The 15,680-nt window shown below is 68.4% G+C and carries 21 protein-coding genes; 16 read left to right on the top strand and 5 right to left on the bottom strand.

Translation table 11 applies throughout. From position 1 onward, the window contains the following. Position 1: 1 nt before the first annotated feature. Entirely contained in the window at positions 2 to 727 is a 726-nt protein-coding gene (gene kefF / locus AC1RGU_RS19980; RefSeq protein ID WP_159272982.1) for a glutathione-regulated potassium-efflux system oxidoreductase KefF, read from the bottom strand. A gap of 92 nt (positions 728 to 819) precedes the next feature. On the opposite strand from kefF, the gene AC1RGU_RS19975 reads away from it, so the two are divergent. Next, on the top strand, positions 820 to 1,440 hold the full coding sequence (locus AC1RGU_RS19975; RefSeq protein WP_070061962.1) for a nucleotide-binding protein: 621 nt from the start codon (positions 820 to 822) through the stop codon (positions 1,438 to 1,440). 71 nt (positions 1,441 to 1,511) lie between these two features. Then, entirely contained in the window at positions 1,512 to 1,982 is a 471-nt protein-coding gene (locus AC1RGU_RS19970) for a MaoC family dehydratase (protein ID WP_062479484.1), read from the top strand. A gap of 21 nt (positions 1,983 to 2,003) precedes the next feature. Here AC1RGU_RS19970 and AC1RGU_RS19965 read toward each other — a convergent pair whose 3' ends face one another. The 3 genes from AC1RGU_RS19965 to AC1RGU_RS19955 all read right to left on the bottom strand — a co-directional run bounded on the left by AC1RGU_RS19965 (position 2,004) and on the right by AC1RGU_RS19955 (position 3,623). Further along, a complete protein-coding gene (locus AC1RGU_RS19965) occupies positions 2,004 to 2,297 on the bottom strand; it encodes a DUF4148 domain-containing protein (RefSeq protein WP_492697548.1) in 294 nt (97 codons plus the stop codon). Between the two features lie 116 nt (positions 2,298 to 2,413). Further along, positions 2,414 to 2,875, bottom strand: coding sequence for a tRNA (uridine(34)/cytosine(34)/5-carboxymethylaminomethyluridine(34)-2'-O)-methyltransferase TrmL (gene trmL, locus AC1RGU_RS19960; RefSeq protein WP_095746695.1), 462 nt, complete (start codon positions 2,873 to 2,875; stop codon positions 2,414 to 2,416). Between the two features lie 31 nt (positions 2,876 to 2,906). Next, positions 2,907 to 3,623 carry a ComF family protein gene (locus AC1RGU_RS19955; protein WP_492697546.1) on the bottom strand — a complete coding sequence of 239 codons (717 nt, stop codon included), beginning with the start codon at positions 3,621 to 3,623 and terminating at the stop codon, positions 2,907 to 2,909. A gap of 22 nt (positions 3,624 to 3,645) precedes the next feature. Here AC1RGU_RS19955 and AC1RGU_RS19950 point away from each other — a divergent pair, with 22 nt between their 5' ends. The 8 genes from AC1RGU_RS19950 (at position 3,646) to AC1RGU_RS19915 (ending at position 10,128) form a co-directional block, all read left to right on the top strand. Next, a complete protein-coding gene (locus tag AC1RGU_RS19950; RefSeq protein WP_307589381.1) occupies positions 3,646 to 4,560 on the top strand; it encodes a class I SAM-dependent methyltransferase in 915 nt (304 codons plus the stop codon). Positions 4,561 to 4,723: 163 nt separating this feature from the next. Continuing rightward, positions 4,724 to 5,200 carry a DUF2244 domain-containing protein gene (locus tag AC1RGU_RS19945; protein ID WP_056578078.1) on the top strand — a complete coding sequence of 159 codons (477 nt, stop codon included), beginning with the start codon at positions 4,724 to 4,726 and terminating at the stop codon, positions 5,198 to 5,200. Between the two features lie 59 nt (positions 5,201 to 5,259). Beyond that, positions 5,260 to 6,438, top strand: a complete 1,179-nt coding sequence (gene coxB, locus AC1RGU_RS19940; RefSeq protein ID WP_062481354.1) for a cytochrome c oxidase subunit II — start codon at positions 5,260 to 5,262, stop codon at positions 6,436 to 6,438. A gap of 43 nt (positions 6,439 to 6,481) precedes the next feature. Further along, on the top strand, positions 6,482 to 8,119 hold the full coding sequence (ctaD, locus tag AC1RGU_RS19935; RefSeq protein WP_062481356.1) for a cytochrome c oxidase subunit I: 1,638 nt from the start codon (positions 6,482 to 6,484) through the stop codon (positions 8,117 to 8,119). 40 nt (positions 8,120 to 8,159) lie between these two features. After that, on the top strand, positions 8,160 to 8,276 hold the full coding sequence (locus AC1RGU_RS19930) for a cytochrome oxidase small assembly protein (RefSeq protein WP_216360125.1): 117 nt from the start codon (positions 8,160 to 8,162) through the stop codon (positions 8,274 to 8,276). A gap of 37 nt (positions 8,277 to 8,313) precedes the next feature. Next, positions 8,314 to 8,943, top strand: a complete 630-nt coding sequence (locus tag AC1RGU_RS19925; RefSeq protein WP_095950886.1) for a cytochrome c oxidase assembly protein — start codon at positions 8,314 to 8,316, stop codon at positions 8,941 to 8,943. A 53-nt stretch (positions 8,944 to 8,996) separates the two neighbouring features. Further along, positions 8,997 to 9,164, top strand: a complete 168-nt coding sequence (locus AC1RGU_RS19920) for a DUF2970 domain-containing protein (protein ID WP_082818316.1) — start codon at positions 8,997 to 8,999, stop codon at positions 9,162 to 9,164. Positions 9,165 to 9,246: 82 nt separating this feature from the next. Then, complete coding sequence (locus AC1RGU_RS19915) at positions 9,247 to 10,128, top strand: cytochrome c oxidase subunit 3 (RefSeq protein WP_062481365.1); 882 nt, start codon at positions 9,247 to 9,249, stop codon at positions 10,126 to 10,128. Between the two features lie 80 nt (positions 10,129 to 10,208). Here AC1RGU_RS19915 and AC1RGU_RS19910 read toward each other — a convergent pair whose 3' ends face one another. Continuing rightward, positions 10,209 to 10,439: a twin transmembrane helix small protein gene (locus AC1RGU_RS19910; RefSeq protein WP_062481367.1), complete on the bottom strand. Its 231-nt coding sequence runs from the start codon at positions 10,437 to 10,439 to the stop codon at positions 10,209 to 10,211. 27 nt (positions 10,440 to 10,466) lie between these two features. On the opposite strand from AC1RGU_RS19910, the gene AC1RGU_RS19905 reads away from it, so the two are divergent. The 6 genes from AC1RGU_RS19905 to AC1RGU_RS19880 are packed head-to-tail and all read left to right on the top strand — an operon-like array spanning position 10,467 to position 15,653. Then, the gene (locus AC1RGU_RS19905; RefSeq protein WP_492697543.1) at positions 10,467 to 11,351 is read left to right on the top strand and encodes an SURF1 family protein; all 885 of its coding nucleotides are present in this window, start codon (positions 10,467 to 10,469) and stop codon (positions 11,349 to 11,351) included. After that, positions 11,335 to 12,018 carry a redox-active disulfide-containing membrane protein gene (locus AC1RGU_RS19900; RefSeq protein ID WP_062481371.1) on the top strand — a complete coding sequence of 228 codons (684 nt, stop codon included), beginning with the start codon at positions 11,335 to 11,337 and terminating at the stop codon, positions 12,016 to 12,018. The genes AC1RGU_RS19905 and AC1RGU_RS19900 overlap by 17 nt, the downstream gene beginning before the upstream one ends. A 24-nt stretch (positions 12,019 to 12,042) precedes the next feature. Then, positions 12,043 to 13,266 (top strand): COX15/CtaA family protein, encoded by a 1,224-nt coding sequence (locus AC1RGU_RS19895; protein ID WP_492697541.1) that lies wholly within the window; start codon positions 12,043 to 12,045, stop codon positions 13,264 to 13,266. After that, positions 13,263 to 14,168 (top strand): heme o synthase, encoded by a 906-nt coding sequence (cyoE, locus tag AC1RGU_RS19890; protein ID WP_095950890.1) that lies wholly within the window; start codon positions 13,263 to 13,265, stop codon positions 14,166 to 14,168. Before AC1RGU_RS19895 ends, cyoE begins: the two co-directional genes overlap by 4 nt. 17 nt (positions 14,169 to 14,185) lie before the next feature. Further along, positions 14,186 to 14,806: an SCO family protein gene (locus AC1RGU_RS19885; RefSeq protein WP_492697539.1), complete on the top strand. Its 621-nt coding sequence runs from the start codon at positions 14,186 to 14,188 to the stop codon at positions 14,804 to 14,806. A 16-nt stretch (positions 14,807 to 14,822) separates the two neighbouring features. Beyond that, on the top strand, positions 14,823 to 15,653 hold the full coding sequence (locus AC1RGU_RS19880) for a DNA alkylation repair protein (protein WP_492697537.1): 831 nt from the start codon (positions 14,823 to 14,825) through the stop codon (positions 15,651 to 15,653). The last annotated feature ends 27 nt before the right edge of the window (positions 15,654 to 15,680 follow it).

Raw genomic sequence — 15,680 nt, 5'->3', positions numbered from 1 at the left:
CTCAGGCCGCCTTGTGGGTGCTGTTGCTGCCATTGGCGACGGCCAGGCCGTGCGTCATCGCGCTGTGGAAGGCGCCAGCCATCACCTGGCCCACGTCGTCGGATTCGGCGGGGCGGTCGGTCTCGGGCACCGGGCAGGCGATGCAGGCATCGAGCTCGTCCATCTCCGGCCACACCGGGTAGCTTTCCAGGCGCTGCACGAACACCTCGACGTGCGCGGCCACCTCGGCCTCGCTGGCGCGGCGCGCGCCGTGCAGCAGCAGCGGCGGCAGGAAGCGCATGCCGCACAGCGCGGCGGTCTGCTCGTAGGGCGGCAGGAAGGCGTCGAAGAAGTAGCGGTTGTAGCTTTGCGGGTGGTAGCTCGGCTCGGGGCCGCCGGTGGTGGCGACCAGCCAGCAGTCCTTGCCCTGCAGCGCGGTGCCGCCGGGGCCGTAGGCCCAGCCGTAGCCCAGCACGTCGTCGACCCAGAGCTTTTGCAGCGGCGGCATCGAGTACCACTGGATCGGGTGCAGCAGCACCACCAGGTCCGCGCGGGCCAGCCGTTCGCGTTCGACCTCCACGTCGATGGCGAAATCGGGGTAGCTGCCGTACAGGTCGTTCACGTCGGCGCCGGGCACACGCTGCGCGGCGGCGAACAGCCGGCGGTTCACGCGCGAGTCGCGCCAGTGGGGGTGGGCCGCCAGCACATAGATGCTGGCAGGGTTCTCCGCGGATGTTGTTGTCGTCATGTGGCGAACATAACGCAGACGGCCCGCCGTCGCCGACGCGCAACCCGGGGCGACTACCATCCAGCCCTGTTCCCGTTCTGGAGGAGATCCTCATGCCGGTGGTTCTGGTCGCCAATCCCAAGGGAGGCGTGGGCAAGTCGACGATTGCAACGAACATCGCGGGCTACTTCGCGAGCCGCGGCCATGCCGTGATGCTCGGCGACGTGGACCGCCAGCAGTCTTCGCGGCTGTGGCTCGGCCTGCGCCCGCCGCAGGCCCGCCCCATCGCCACCTGGGAAGCCACCGGCGACAGCACCGTGGTGCGCCCGCCGCGCGGCACCACCCACGCGGTGCTCGACACGCCGGCCGGCCTGCACGGCTGGCGCTTCAAGGAGGTGCTGGCGCTGGCCGACCGCGTGATCGTGCCGCTGCAGCCGAGCATCTTCGACATCTACGCCACGCGCGATTTCCTCGATCGCCTGCTGGAAAGCCGCCGCGCCGAGAAGACCCGCATCGGCCTGGTCGGCATGCGCGTGAACGCCCGCACGCTGGCGGCCGACCGGCTGCACGAGTTCATCGCCGGCCTGGGCGTGCCCGTGCTGGGCGAGCTGCGCGACACGCAGAACTACGTGCAGCTGGCCGCACGCGGGCTCACGCTGTTCGACATTGCGCCGGGGCGCGTGCAGCGCGACCTGGACCAGTGGGCGCCGATCTGCGAATGGCTCGACGCCTGAACTGACCCCGGATTTCCCTGATTCCCGGTTGTCGCAAGTCCGACAGCCAGCCTTGTGCCCTTGGCACCAGAATGCCCCGCATGACCAAAAAGACATTCCAGACCCTTCAGGATCTCGCCGCCTGCGTCGGCCAGGAAGTCGCCGTGAGCGACTGGATCAGCGTGACGCAGCAGCAGGTCAACCAGTTCGCCGAGGCGACGGGCGACCACCAGTGGATCCACGTCGATGTGGAGCGGGCCAAGTCCGGCCCCTTCGGCGCGCCGATCGCGCACGGGTTTCTCACCTTGTCGCTGCTGCCGAAGTTCTTCGAGACCGCCATCGACGTGGTCGAGTCGCGCATGGGCGTGAACTACGGCCTGAACCGCGTGCGCTTCATGTCGCCGGTGCCGGTGGGCCAGCGCCTGCGCGCCCGCATGAAGCTGCTGAGCGCCGAGCCGATTCCCAACAACGGCCTGCAGATGACCTGGGAAACCACCATCGAACTCGAAGGCGCCGCCAAGCCGGCGTGCGTCGCCGAGTCGGTGGTGCGCCGTTTTCCCTGAGCGGACTTTTTCTTCTTCTCTTTACATCCGGCGGTCGGTGACTTCGCCGTAGGTGGCGGCGCCCTGCCGGGTGATGCCGATGGCGCTCGCACGCACCGCCGCGCGGTCGACATTGCCCGCGGTCGGGCGGGCCACGCCGGTGCCGCCGTTGCTGATCTGCAGCGGCTGCAGGGCTTGCTGCTGGACCTGGGCGCGCGTCAGCGAGGACTGGAAGGGCGCGGGCGGCAGCGGGTTCTGCTCGCCCTGGAAGGCATGGGCGCCGCCGGCGAAGGCGAGGGCGGTGATCGTGATGAGGCGCAGGGTGGTGGTGTGCATGGCGGGACTCCTTGGCAGTCAGCGGTGAGGGGACGGATGCCGGTGCGAATCACCGGCATGCCTTCCCATACGCTGCGCAGCGCCGATCGGATGTGCCCCTGCCGCGCGAAGGGCCGTCAGGCGAAACCGTTCTGCCGCCAGGCCTCGAACACCGTGACCGCCACCGCGTTCGACAAATTCAGGCTGCGCTGGCCGGCGCGCATCGGCAGCCGCAGGCGCTGCGCCTCGGCAAAGCCGTCGCGGATCGGCGGTGGCAGGCCGGCGGTTTCCGAGCCGAACACCAGCCAGTCGCCTGGCTGGAAGCGCACGTCGTGCACGGCGCGGGTGCCGCGCGTGGTCAGCGCGAACATGCGCTCGGCCGGCGGTTGCTGCGTGGCCAGCAGCGCGGCCCAGTCGGCGTGGCGCTTGACCTCGGCGTACTCGTGGTAGTCGAGCCCGGCGCGGCGCAGCAGGCGGTCGTCCATCGAAAAGCCGAGCGGCTCCACCAGGTGCAGCGTGCAGCCGGTGTTGGCCGCGAGCCGGATCACGTTGCCGGTGTTCGGCGGAATTTCGGGGTGGACCAGGACGATATGGAACATGCGCCGATTGTCGCGGGCGCCGCCGGTGGCTTCAGCGCGGCGGGTCGGTCCGCGCCAGCACCACGCCGGTGATGTGCGCCGCGCCTGCCAGGCGCAAGGTGGCGGCCGCGGCGAACAGCGAGGCGCCGCTGGTCATCACGTCGTCCACCAGCACTACGCGCCGCCCCCGCAGGCCGTCGGCGCGCAGCGGCTCCACGGCGAAGGCGCCGCGCAGGTTGCGCAGCCGGTCGGCGCGCGGCAGGCCGCTCTGCGCGGGCGTGTCGCGCGTGCGCAGCAGCAGGGTGGCGTCGGTCTTGGCCGGTGCCAGCCGGCGCGCGAGCTCGTGCGCCTGGTTGAAGCCGCGCTCGCCCAGTCGGCCGGGCGCCAGCGGCATCGGCAGCACGAGGTCGCACTGTTCCAGCGCCGGCTCCACCCACGGCGCGCTGCGCAGCAGGGTGGCCAGCGGGCCGGCCCAGCCCGCCTCGCCGCGAAACTTGAACTGGGCGATGCAGTCGGGCCACGGCCAGGCGTAGGTGCAGGCGGCGAGGCAGGCGTCGAGCGGCGGCGGGTGCCTGATGCACTCGCCGCAACGCGCCACGCCCTCGGGCATCGGCAGCGCGCAGCCCCCGCAGCGCGGGGTCGGCGGCGCGAAGCGGGCCACGCAGGCGTCGCACACGCGCTGTGCGGGCCAGGCGCGGCAGACCTCGCACTGGCTGGGCAGCCGCGCGAGCAGCGAGGTGAAAGGCCTCAGGGCCCGGCGGTTGTACATGCCTCAATATACTCACGGCCCCATGGCCACCGACCCCGCAAGAAGACCGCCGACCATCGATCCCACGGCGGCCGACCGCTGGCGCCGGCTCGCGCCCGCCGAGGGCTCGCCCTGGCTGCACGAGGAAATCGGCCGCCGGATGGAAGACCGGCTGCAATGGATCAAGGCCCAGCCCCGCACCTGGGCCGACTGGTCGCCGCTGCGCGGCGGCCTCGAAGCGCACGCGCTGCTGGCCCGCCGCTACCGCGACGCCGAAGCCTTCGTCATCGAATCCGAACCCGCATTGGCCGACCGGACCGGCGAGGCGCTGACCGCCCCCTGGTGGAGCGCGCGCCGCTGGCAGGGCGGCAAGGCCCGCTTCGACGCGCCGCCCGAAGACGGCGTCGACCTGCTCTGGGCCAACATGTCGCTGCACATGGCGGCCGATCCCGAGGCGCTGATCGCGCAGTGGCACCGGCTGGTCGCGACCAACGGCTTCCTGATGTTCTCCTGCCTGGGCCCGGACACCGTGCGCGAACTGCGCGCCCTGCACGCCCGGCTCGGCTGGCCCGCCGCCGGCCATGAATACACCGACATGCACGACTGGGGCGACATGCTCGTGCATGCCGGCTTCGCCGAGCCGGTGATGGACATGGAGCGCATCGTGCTCACCTGGGCCACCCCCGAGGCCGCCCTGGCCGAGCTGCGCACCTTGGGGCGCAACCTGCATCCGGCGCGCTTTCCCGCACTGCGCGGCAAGGCCTGGCACCGCGCGCTCAAGCAGGCCCTGCCCGAACTGGCGCCGGCCGCGGAAGGCGAGGGCCGCATCGCGCTGACCTTCGAGGTCATCTACGGCCACGCCTTCAAGCCGACGCCGCGCGTCGCGCTGTCGCCCGAGAGTGCGGTCTCGCTGCGCGAGATGCGATCGATGCTCCAGCGCGGCCGCCCTGGCGCCTGAGCGACCCGGCAGCCCTCATTCGGTGCGCGGGGCCCGCGCTCTACCCGCTACAATCCGCCGTTGCGTGAAACTCGCGGGTATTGTCCCGTGATCGAGGGGTGTCGGATCCTGTTTGTACGAGGGGTTTGGCCACCATCGACGCACCGATTTGCTGAACTCGCCCGTGTCGAATTCCGTGTTTCGTTTTGCCACCGTCTCAGGCCAGAACATCCACTGGTTCCTGAAACGCAATTGCTCGGTGACGCCGAGCCAGCTGGGCTGGCTCTACGCCTCGCTGTGCGTGGTATCTCTGGGAACGGGCATGGTGTTCTGGCTGCACGGTGCGCCGCTGGTATTGCCATTCGCCTGGCTCGAACTGGCCGCGGTGGGCTTTGCGTTCATGATGTACGCGCGGCATGCCACCGATGGCGAACGGATCGCGCTGCAGGGCGGACGCCTCGTCGTGGAGCTCGAGAACGGTGGGCACTACGAACGCACGGAATTTCTTCCGCACCAGGTGCGGATCGAACCGCAGACCGGCGATCGTTCGCTGATCGAGGTCTCGGGGCAAGGTCGATCGGTCAGGGTGGGGCGCTATGTACGCCCGGAGTTGCGAGCCGCACTGGCGCGCGAGATTCGCATGGCGTTGCGTGGCGCCTGAGGGGGCTCGCGCGGTGCTGCACGGTTGGGTTTTCGAAAAATTGAAGAAACGTGAACACGATGAAGAGCATTTGGCGCAATAAGTACAGGCCGGCGAATCTGTTGCTGGCGGCCGGCGCGGCGTTCAGCAACGCGGCGCACGCAGTCAACGATCTGCCCGGCGGCCCCGCGGTGCGCCAGCTGAATCTTCCGGTCGGCGTGACCAAGATCGCGCAGGAGCAGCATCTGCTCCACACGATCATGATGATCATCTGCACGGTCATCTTCGTCGCCGTGTTCGCGGTGATGTTCTATTCCATCTGGAAGCACCGCAAGTCGGTGGGCCACAAGGCCGCGAACTTCCATGAATCGGTGGTGGTCGAGGTCATCTGGACCATCGTGCCCTTCCTCATCGTGATCGTGATGGCGCTGCCCGCCACCAAGGTGCTCGTGGCCCAGAAGGACACCACGAACGCCGACCTCACGATCAAGACCACGGGCTACCAGTGGAAGTGGGGCTACGACTACCTGAACGGCGAAGGCGAGGGCCTGGCCTTCATCTCCACGCTCGACAGCTCGCAGCGCGCCATGTCCGACGCCGGTGCCAAGGGCGCCATGCCTGACGACTACCTGCTCAAGGTCGACAACCCGATGGTCGTGCCGGTGCAGAAGAAGGTCCGCATCATCACCACCGCGAACGACGTGATCCACGCCTTCGCCGTGCCGCAGCTGGGCCTCAAGCAGGACGCCATTCCCGGCTTCGTGCGCGACACCTGGTTCCGCGCCGAGACCGTGGGCGACTACTACGGCCAGTGCCAGGAACTGTGCGGCAAGGAACACGCCTACATGCCGATCCACGTGAAGGTGCTGTCGGCTGCCGACTACACCGCCTGGGTCGCCACCAAGCGCAAGGAAGCCGCCGCCAAGCTCGACGACCCGACCAAGGTCTGGACGCTGCCCGACATGCTGGCACGCGGCGAGAAGGTCTACGCCGCCAACTGCGCGGCCTGCCACCAGGCCAACGGCAAGGGCGCAGGCCCGATCAAGCCGCTCGACGGCGCAGCCAAGGTGACCGATTCCGACCACAAGGTGCAGCTGCTGGTGCTGCTCAATGGCCAGAACAACGGTGCCATGCCTGCCTGGAAGCAGCTGAGCGACACCGACCTCGCGGCCGTGGCCACGTACACCAAGAACAGCTGGTCGAACAAGACGGGCCAGCTGGTGCAACCGGCCGAAGTGCTGGCCCTGCGCGGCAAGTGATCCGACGGCGCCCCGCGAAGAAGAAATTGCAAGGAACAACGACATGAGCGCAGTCCTCGACCCCCACGGTCACGCCCCCGGCGGCCACGCACACGACGACCATCACGATCACCACGCGCCCACCGGCTGGCGCCGCTGGGTGTTCGCGACCAACCACAAGGACATCGGCACGCTCTACCTGCTGTTCAGCTTCACGATGCTGATGATTGGCGGCGTGTTGGCCCTGCTGATCCGCGCCGAGCTGTTCCAGCCCGGCCTGCAGATGGTGAACCCCGAGCTGTTCAACCAGTTCACCACCATGCACGGCCTGATCATGGTGTTCGGCGCGATCATGCCGGCCTTCGTGGGCTTCGCGAACTGGATGATCCCGCTGCAGATCGGCGCATCCGACATGGCGTTCGCGCGCATGAACAACTTCAGCTTCTGGCTGCTGATCCCGGCGGCCATCATGCTGGCCGGTTCGTTCTTCATGCCCGGCGGCGCCCCCGCGGCCGGCTGGACGCTGTACGCCCCGCTCACGCTGCAGATGGGCCCCTCGATGGACGCCGGCATCTTCGCGATGCACATCATGGGCGCCTCGTCGATCATGGGTTCGATCAACATCATCGTCACCATCCTGAACATGCGCGCCCCCGGCATGACGCTGATGAAGATGCCGATGTTCTGCTGGACCTGGCTCATCACCGCCTACCTGCTGATCGCCGTGATGCCCGTGCTTGCAGGCGCCATCACGATGACGCTGACCGACCGCCACTTCGGCACCAGCTTCTTCAACCCCGCCGGCGGCGGCGACCCGGTGATGTACCAGCACATCTTCTGGTTCTTCGGCCACCCCGAGGTCTACATCATGATCTTGCCGGCCTTCGGCATCATCAGCCAGGTGGTCCCGGCCTTCGCCCGCAAGAAGCTCTTCGGCTACGCCTCGATGGTGTACGCCACCTCGTCGATCGCCATCCTGTCGTTCATCGTGTGGGCCCACCACATGTTCACGACCGGCATGCCGCTCACGGGCCAGCTGTTCTTCATGTACGCGACCATGCTGATCGCCGTGCCCACGGCCGTGAAGATCTTCAACTGGATCGCCACGATGTGGCAGGGCTCGATGACCTTCGAGACGCCCATGCTGTTCGCGGTCGGCTTCATCTTCGTGTTCACGATGGGCGGCTTCACCGGCCTGATCCTCGCGGTCGCGCCGATCGACACGCAGCTGCAGGACACCTACTACGTGGTGGCCCACTTCCACTACGTGCTGGTGGCCGGCTCGCTGTTCGCCATGTTCTCGGGCTTCTACTACTGGGCGCCCAAGTGGACCGGCGTGATGTACAACGAAACGCGCGGCAAGGTCCACTTCTGGTGGTCGCTGATCTCGTTCAACGTCACCTTCTTCCCGATGCACTTCCTGGGTCTGGCCGGCATGCCACGTCGCTACGCCGACTACCCCATGCAGTTCGCCGACTTCAACGCCATCGCCTCGGTGGGTGCGTTCTTCTTCGGCTTCGCCCAGGTCTACTTCTTCCTGTTCATCGTGCTGCCTTCGATGCGCGGCAAGGGTGAAGCAGCGGCTCAGAAGCCCTGGGAAGCGGCCGAAGGCCTCGAGTGGGAAGTGCCGTCGCCGGCCCCGTTCCACACCTTCGAGAACCCGCCCAAGCTCGACGTGACCGCCACCAAGGTGATCGGCTGATCACCCGCGCACGCCGCACAAGCACCACGACCGCACGACGATGACGACGCCTGAACAAAGAAGGAACAACCGACGCATGGGGCTCACGCTGGCCTCCATCGCAGTGATCTTCTTCATCGGCTTCATCGTCCGCATGGTCTGGTTCAGCGGTCGCTGACCGCGCCGCATCGCACCCTCCGAACGGAAGCAACAGCATGAGTCTCGGTCAACGCATCCGCCGCGCCAACGTCCGCATGGTCGGCAAGCTGGCCGTCGTGACCTGCGGTATGTTCGCCTTCGGCTATGCGCTGGTGCCGATGTACCGCGCCATCTGCGAGATGACCGGCATCAACATCCTCGCGCTCTCCGAGCTCCAGGTGCCGGGCGGCGCCAGTGGCGCCAAGAACGTGCGCGTGCCGGACAACACGCAGGTCGACATGACCCGCACGATCAAGGTCGAGTTCGACTCCAACGTGCGCGGTGGTCTCTGGGACTTCAAGCCGGCCGAGCGCTTCATCGAAGTGCACCCGGGCCAGCTGAACACGGTGATGTACGAGTTCCAGAACACGCAGAACCGCCGCATGGCTGCACAGGCCATCCCGAGCTACGCGCCGCAGCAGGCCGCGGCGCATTTCAACAAGCTCGAGTGCTTCTGCTTCAACCAGTACACGCTCGACGCGGGCGAGAAGAAGCAGTGGCCGGTCGCCTTCGTGATCGATCCGAAGATCTCGAAGGACGTCAAGACCATCACGCTGTCGTACACCTTCTTCGAGGTGGGCGGCAAGACGCCTCCGGCCCCGGTGGCCGCCGTTTCGCATGTTGTCGCCGATGAGCCGCGCTCGTGACCTCGTCGTTGCCGCCCGAAGCTCCGCGCCGCAAGCCCACGCTGTGGGACACGATGAAGGCGGTGGGCTGGTCGTTCTTCGGGGTGCGCCGCAACAGCGCCTACAAGGAAGACTTGGGCAAGCTCAATCCGCTGCACGTCATCGTGGTGGCGTTTGCCGCAGTGATCGTCTTCGTGGTCGGGCTGGTGCTGCTGGTGCGGCATGTGGTCGCGGCCGCCTGAGCGCTGCCTGCTGAGCCAAAGACAAAAAACCACGATCTCCAGAATCATTGAATCGAGAGAAGAAAGAAAGCCAGGAGCTGATATGAGTTCAACCACCCACGGCACCACGCCCTACTACTTCGTGCCCGGACCCTCGGCCTACCCGGTCGTGTCCGCGATCGGCTTGTTCTTCGTGATCCTCGGCGCGGGGCAATGGATCAACAGCCACCAGTGGGGCGCGTGGTCGCTGCTGCTGGGCATGGTGATCTGGCTCGGCACGCTCTTCGTGTGGTTCCGCGCCGCCGTCGGCGAGAGCGAGAGCGGCCAGTACGGCCACAAGATCGACCTCTCGTACCGCTGGAGCATGAGCTGGTTCATCTTCTCGGAAGTGATGTTCTTCGGCGCCTTCTTCACGGCGCTGTGGTGGGCCCGCACCCACGCGCTGCCGACACTCGGCAGCCTGGACAACGCGATCCTCTGGCCCGACTTCAAGGCCGTGTGGCCCAGCGTCGCGGCCGGCGTGACCGGTTCCCCGGCCGGCATCATCGAGCCCTTCCAGACCGTCGGCCCGTTCTGGCTGCCGACCATCAACACCGCACTGCTGCTGAGCTCGGGCGTGACGCTGACCATCGCCCACCACGCGCTGCGCGCCGACCACCGCGCCCAGTGCATCCGCTTCATGTGGCTCACCGTGCTGCTGGGCGTGATCTTCCTGGGCGTGCAGGGCTACGAGTACTTCCACCTGTACACCGAACTGAACCTCAAGCTCAGCTCGGGCACCTACGGCTCGACCTTCTTCATGCTGACCGGCTTCCATGGCCTGCACGTGTTCATCGGCATGCTGATGCTGCTGTTCATCACGCTGCGCCTGCAGAAGGGCCACTTCACCGCCGAGCGTCACTTCGGCTTCGAAGGTGCCGCCTGGTACTGGCACTTCGTGGACGTGGTCTGGCTGGGCCTGTACGTGCTGGTCTATTGGCTTTGAGCGAAGAACCTCACGGCATTCCAGAAAAAAGGCGCCGTAAGGCGCCTTTTTCATGGTTCTCGTGGAACGAGCACCATCTGTTACTTCCCGAGCGGGAGCCCGGTGGGCTGGATGTAGCCGAGTTTCCAGGCCAGCAGCATGCACAGGAACAAAAAGACCGACAGGCCGATCCGAAAGGTGAGGGCGCGGGCCATGCCGCCGCGCTTGTTCTGCCCGTCGCGACCGTCCTTCAGCATGAAGTAGAGCGCGAAGGCGAGGCTCGCGAAGATGCCCAGAAAGATCAGGGCGACGAAGTATTTCATGACCCGCATTATCGGCCGCACGCCCCGTCCGCTCCAGTGACCCCCGAGCCTTCCGAGCCTCTCGTTTCCTCTGCCACACCGCGCCGCCGCGCGGGCCGGGGCCGTTTCCTGGTCGTCACGCTGGCCGCCGTGCTGGCGTTGGCCGCCACCGTGTCGCTGGGCCGCTGGCAGCTGTCGCGCGCCGCGCAGAAAGAGGCGCTGCAGGCCCGCATCGATGCGCAGAAGCTGAAAGCCCCGCTGTCGCAGGCCGAGTTCCTGGCGCTGGGCGAAGCAGCCGGTGAAATGCACCGGCCGGTGCGCCTGCGCGGCCTGTGGCTCACGGCGCAGACGGTCTACCTGGACAACCGCCAGATGCACGGCACGCCGGGCTTCTACGTGCTGACGCCGTTCGCGCTCGAAGGCAGCGAGCAGGCCGTGATGGTCCAGCGCGGATGGGTGCAGCGCAATTTCGTCGACCGCACGCAGCTCGGCGTGGTCGAGACGCCGCCGGGCATCGTCGAACTCACGGCGCTGATCGAGCCGCCGCCGAGCCATCTGTTCGAACTCGGCGCGAAGGCTGCGGCCGCACCGGCGTCCGCGGCATCGGCCGCCGCGCCGGCCCCTTCGGCTGCCGGCGCCAGCGCTCCGGCACCGGGCATTCAGGGGTCTTCCCCCATCCGGCAAAATCTCGACCTGGAGGCATTCCGCGGCGAGACCCAGCTGCCGCTGCGCACCGACGTGTCGCTGCAGCAGAGCGGGCCGGCGTCCGAGGGCCTGCAGCGCGACTGGCCGGCCCCGGCGTTGGGCCTGGAGAGGCACTACGGTTACGCATTCCAGTGGTTCGGCCTGTCGGCCCTCGTTGTCATCCTCTATGTCTGGTTCCAATTCATCTCCCCCTTCCGGCGCGCGCGGCGCCGCGCACGCGATGGCCGCGGCCTCTGACGAGCCGCTGGGCCTGACCGTGCACTCGATGCCGTCGCCGGGCCAGGCACTGGACGAGGCCGAGAACCGCCGCACCGTCCACGGGCGCTGGAAGATGATCGCCGTGCTGCTGATGTGCGCGGCGCCCGTCATCGCCTCCTACTTCACCTACTACGTGATCCGCCCCGAGGGCCGCAGCGTGTACGGCGAGCTGATCGATCCGCAGCGCGAGATGCCCCGTCTCACGGCAACCGACCGCAGCGGCGCGCCGGTCGAGCTGGCCACGCTCAAGGGCCAGTGGCTGCTGGTGGCGGTGGCCGACGCCGCCTGCGACGCGCTGTGCGAGCAGCAGCTGTACCTGCAGCGCCAGCTGCGCGAGAGCCTCGGCCGTGAAAAAGACCGCCTGGACCGCGTCTGGCTCGTGAGCGACGCGGCGCCCGTGCCCGAGCGCCTGACCAACGGCCTGCACGGCGCGACCGTGCTGCGCGTGCCGGCCGACCAGTTGGCACGCTGGCTCGCGCCCGTGCAAGGGCACGCGCTGTCCGAGCACCTCTACGTGGTTGATCCGATGGGCAACTGGATGATGCGTTTCCCGGCCCGCATGGACGCCGCCGGCGCGAGCCGCGCCAAGCGCGACATCGACCGCCTGCTGCGCGCCTCGTCGTCGTGGGACGAAGCGGGCCGCTGAGCCCGCGCGAACAACCACCGCCTCATGGACACGAGCTCCCTCTACGACCTCACGCCGATCGCCTGGATGATGGGCGCCGGCGTGCTGCTCGCGCTCGGACCGCTGGTCTGGGTGTGGCGCCGCAATGCCGGCTCCGGCCCCGCGCGGCGGCTGCATGCGCTGACCGTGCTCACGCTGTTCCTCACCTTCGACCTGACGCTGTTCGGCGCCTTCACGCGGCTCACCGATTCGGGCCTGGGCTGCCCCGACTGGCCCGGCTGCTACGGCAACGCCAGCCCGGCCGGCGCGCGCCACGAGATCGCGATGGCGCAGGCGGCCCAGCCGACCGGCCCGGTGACGCACAGCAAGGCCTGGATCGAGATGGTCCATCGCTACCTCGCGACCGGCGTCGGGGTGCTGATCCTCACGCTGGCCGGCGCGACCTGGATCGTGCGCCGCCGCCAGCGGCGCCAGCCCGCGCCGCCGGTCGACAGCGCGCACCACCACGTCGTGCTCAGTGCCTGGTGGCCCGCGGCCACGCTGGTCTGGGTCTGCCTGCAGGGCGCCTTCGGCGCCATGACCGTCACCTGGAAGCTGTTCCCCGCCATCGTCACGATGCACCTGATGGGCGCCATCGTGCTGCTCGCGCTGCTGTGCATCCAGGCCGTGCGCTACCGCCAGGTGGCGGCGCAGCGCCTGCCCACGGCCGTGTCGCCAGCCCTGCGCAACGGGCTGATCGCCACGGCGGTGCTGCTGGTGCTGCAGATCGCGCTTGGCGGCTGGGTCAGCACCAATTACGCGGTGCTGGCCTGCACGCAGTTCCCGACCTGCCAGGACAGCTGGTGGCCGCCCATGAACTTCGTGCAGGGCTTCGAGATCTGGCGCCACCTCGGCGTGACCGGCGACGGCCAGCCGCTCGACTTTTCCGCCCTCACCGCCATCCACTACGTGCACCGCCTCATGGCGTATGCCGTGTTCGTGGCGCTCGGCCTGCTGGCCTGGCGCCTGCGCCGCCTCGAGGCGCTGCGCCCGCAGGCCCGCTGGCTGCTCGGGCTGGCGCTGCTGCAGCTGGCCACGGGCCTGGGCAACGTGCTGCTCGGCTGGCCGCTGGCCGCCGCCGTGCTCCACACGGGCGGCGCCGCGGCGCTGGCCGTGGTCCTGACCTGGGCGCTGTGCGAGAGCCGGCGCGAAAGCGCCGCCGCTGCACCGATTCCGCGCGCCGTCGACAATGCGCGCGGCACCCCCCAACCGAAGAAAGCCACCGCGTGAGCACCCCGATTCCTGTTCAGCACGCCAGCACCGCCAACGTGCTGCGCCAGTTCTACGCGCTCACCAAGCCGCGCGTGGTGCAGCTGATCGTGTTCTGCGCGCTCATCGGCATGGTGCTAGCCGTGCCCGGCCTGCCGTCGTGGGCCGACGTGCAGCGCGGCGTGCTGGCTTGCATCGGCATCTGGCTCGTGGCCGGCGCGGCGGCCGCATTCAACTGCCTGGTCGAGAAGGGCATCGACGCCAAGATGAAGCGCACCGCCTGGCGCCCCACGGCGCGCGGGCAGCTCAGCGACATGCAGGCGCTGGTGTTTTCGGCGCTGCTGTGCGCGGCCGGCTCGGCGTTGCTGTGGTTCACGGTCAACCCGCTGACCATGTGGCTCACCTTCGCCACCTTCGTCGGCTACGCGGTGATCTACACCGTCATCCTGAAGCCGCTGACGCCGCAGAACATCGTGATCGGCGGCGCCTCGGGCGCCATGCCGCCGGTGCTGGGCTGGTCGGCCATGACGGGCGACGTCGGTCCCGAGGCGCTGATCCTGTTCCTCATCATCTTCCTGTGGACTCCGCCGCACTTCTGGGCGTTGGCGCTGTACCGCGTCGAGGACTACCGCAAGGCCGGCCTGCCGATGCTGCCCGTGACGCACGGCAACGAGTTCACGCGGCTGCAGGTGCTGCTGTACACCTTCATTTTGTTCGCCGCCTGCCTGATGCCCTTCATCTACGGCATGAGCGGCTGGCTCTACCTCGTGGTCGCCATCGGCGTGAGCATCGGCTTCACCGGCTATGCCTTCGCGCTGTGGCGCAACTACTCCGACACGCTGGCGCGCAAGACCTTCCGGTTTTCGCTCATCCACCTGAGCGTGCTGTTCGCGGCGCTGCTCGTCGACCATTACCTCCGCTGACCGGACCTGACCTGCCCATGAACAAGCGCAATGCCCTGAAATCGATCGCCGCCACGGCCGGCTGGGTGGCCGCCTCGGCCACGCTGGGCCTGGGCCTTTCGGCCTGCAGCGAGCAGCCGAAGCAGAGCTTCCAGGCGGTCGACATCACGGGCGCCGACTACGCCAAAGACTTCTCGCTCACCGACGCCGACGGCAAGGTGCGCACGCTGGCCGACTTCAAGGGCAAGGCGGTCGTGCTGTTCTTCGGTTACGTGCAGTGCCCCGACGTTTGCCCGACCACCATGACCGAGATGGCGCAGGTCAAGCAGCAGCTCGGCGCCGACGGCAGCAAGCTGCAGGTGCTGTTCGTCACCGTCGATCCGGCGCGCGACACCCCCGAGGTGCTCAAGGCCTACATGGGCGCCTTCGACCCGAGCTTCGTGGCGCTCATCCCCACGCCCGAGCAGCTGGCCGCCGTCGCGAAGGACTTCAAGGTCTACTACAAGAAGGTCGACGGCAAGACGCCGACCAGCTACGCCATGGACCACTCGGCCGCCAGCTACATCTACGACCCGCAGGGCCGGCTGCGGCTCTACGCGCGCTACGGCGCGGGCATGCCCGCCATGGTGTCGGACCTGAAGACGCTGCTCGCGTCCTGAGCCGGGCGCCCGGGGCATGGACGCCGCATCGGTCGCGCACCTGAAGTCGCGCAAGGGCGCGTTCCGCATCGCGCTGATTCCGCCCGAGGTGCTGGGCGCGCTGAACGGCGGACTGCTCGAGACCGTCAACCTCAACGAATTCCTCGCGCTCGAACTGCCGCTGCTCGCACGCAGCGTGGCGGGCCATGTCGGCCTCGATGCGGCGCACGAACGGCTGGACGACACGCTCGCCATGCTGGCCGCCTTCAAGCCCATGCAGCGCCACAGCCACATCGCGCGGGCGCTGTACGACATGACGGCCGAACACGCCGAACGCGATGCCGTGGCGCACCGGCTGGCCACGCACGCGAGCGACGTGGCGCGCTGCTGGGCGGTGCAGTGGATCACGCTGTCGGGCCTGCCGCTGGCGGCCCAGCTCGACGCCGTGCGCCGCTTTGCCGCCGACCCGCATTTCGGCGTGCGCGAGTTCGCCTGGATGGCGGTGCGCGACAGCGTCATCGGCTCGCTCGACGAGGCGCTGGCGCTGCTGCAGCCCTGGGTGACCGATGCCGATCCGAACGTGCGCCGCTTCGCCAGCGAGCTCACGCGCCCGCGCGGCGTGTGGTGCGCGCAGATCGAGACGCTGAAGGCCGAGCCCTGGCTGGCGCTGCCGCTGCTGGAGCCGCTGCGCGCCGACGATCATCGCTACGTGCAGAACTCGGTCGCCAACTGGCTCAACGACGCCAGCAAGACGCAGCCCGAGTGGGTCGAGACGCTGTGCACGCGCTGGGTGGCCGAGTCGCCGGTCGCCGAGACCCGCTACATCGCGAAGCGGGCGCTGCGCACGCTGACCAAGTCGACGCCCTGAAGCGCGCCTGAACGAAAAAAGCCCGGC

It is taken from the genome of Variovorax sp. GW823-FHT02B07 (assembly GCF_058797695.1).
This window is presented reverse-complemented; position numbering and strand designations above follow the sequence as displayed.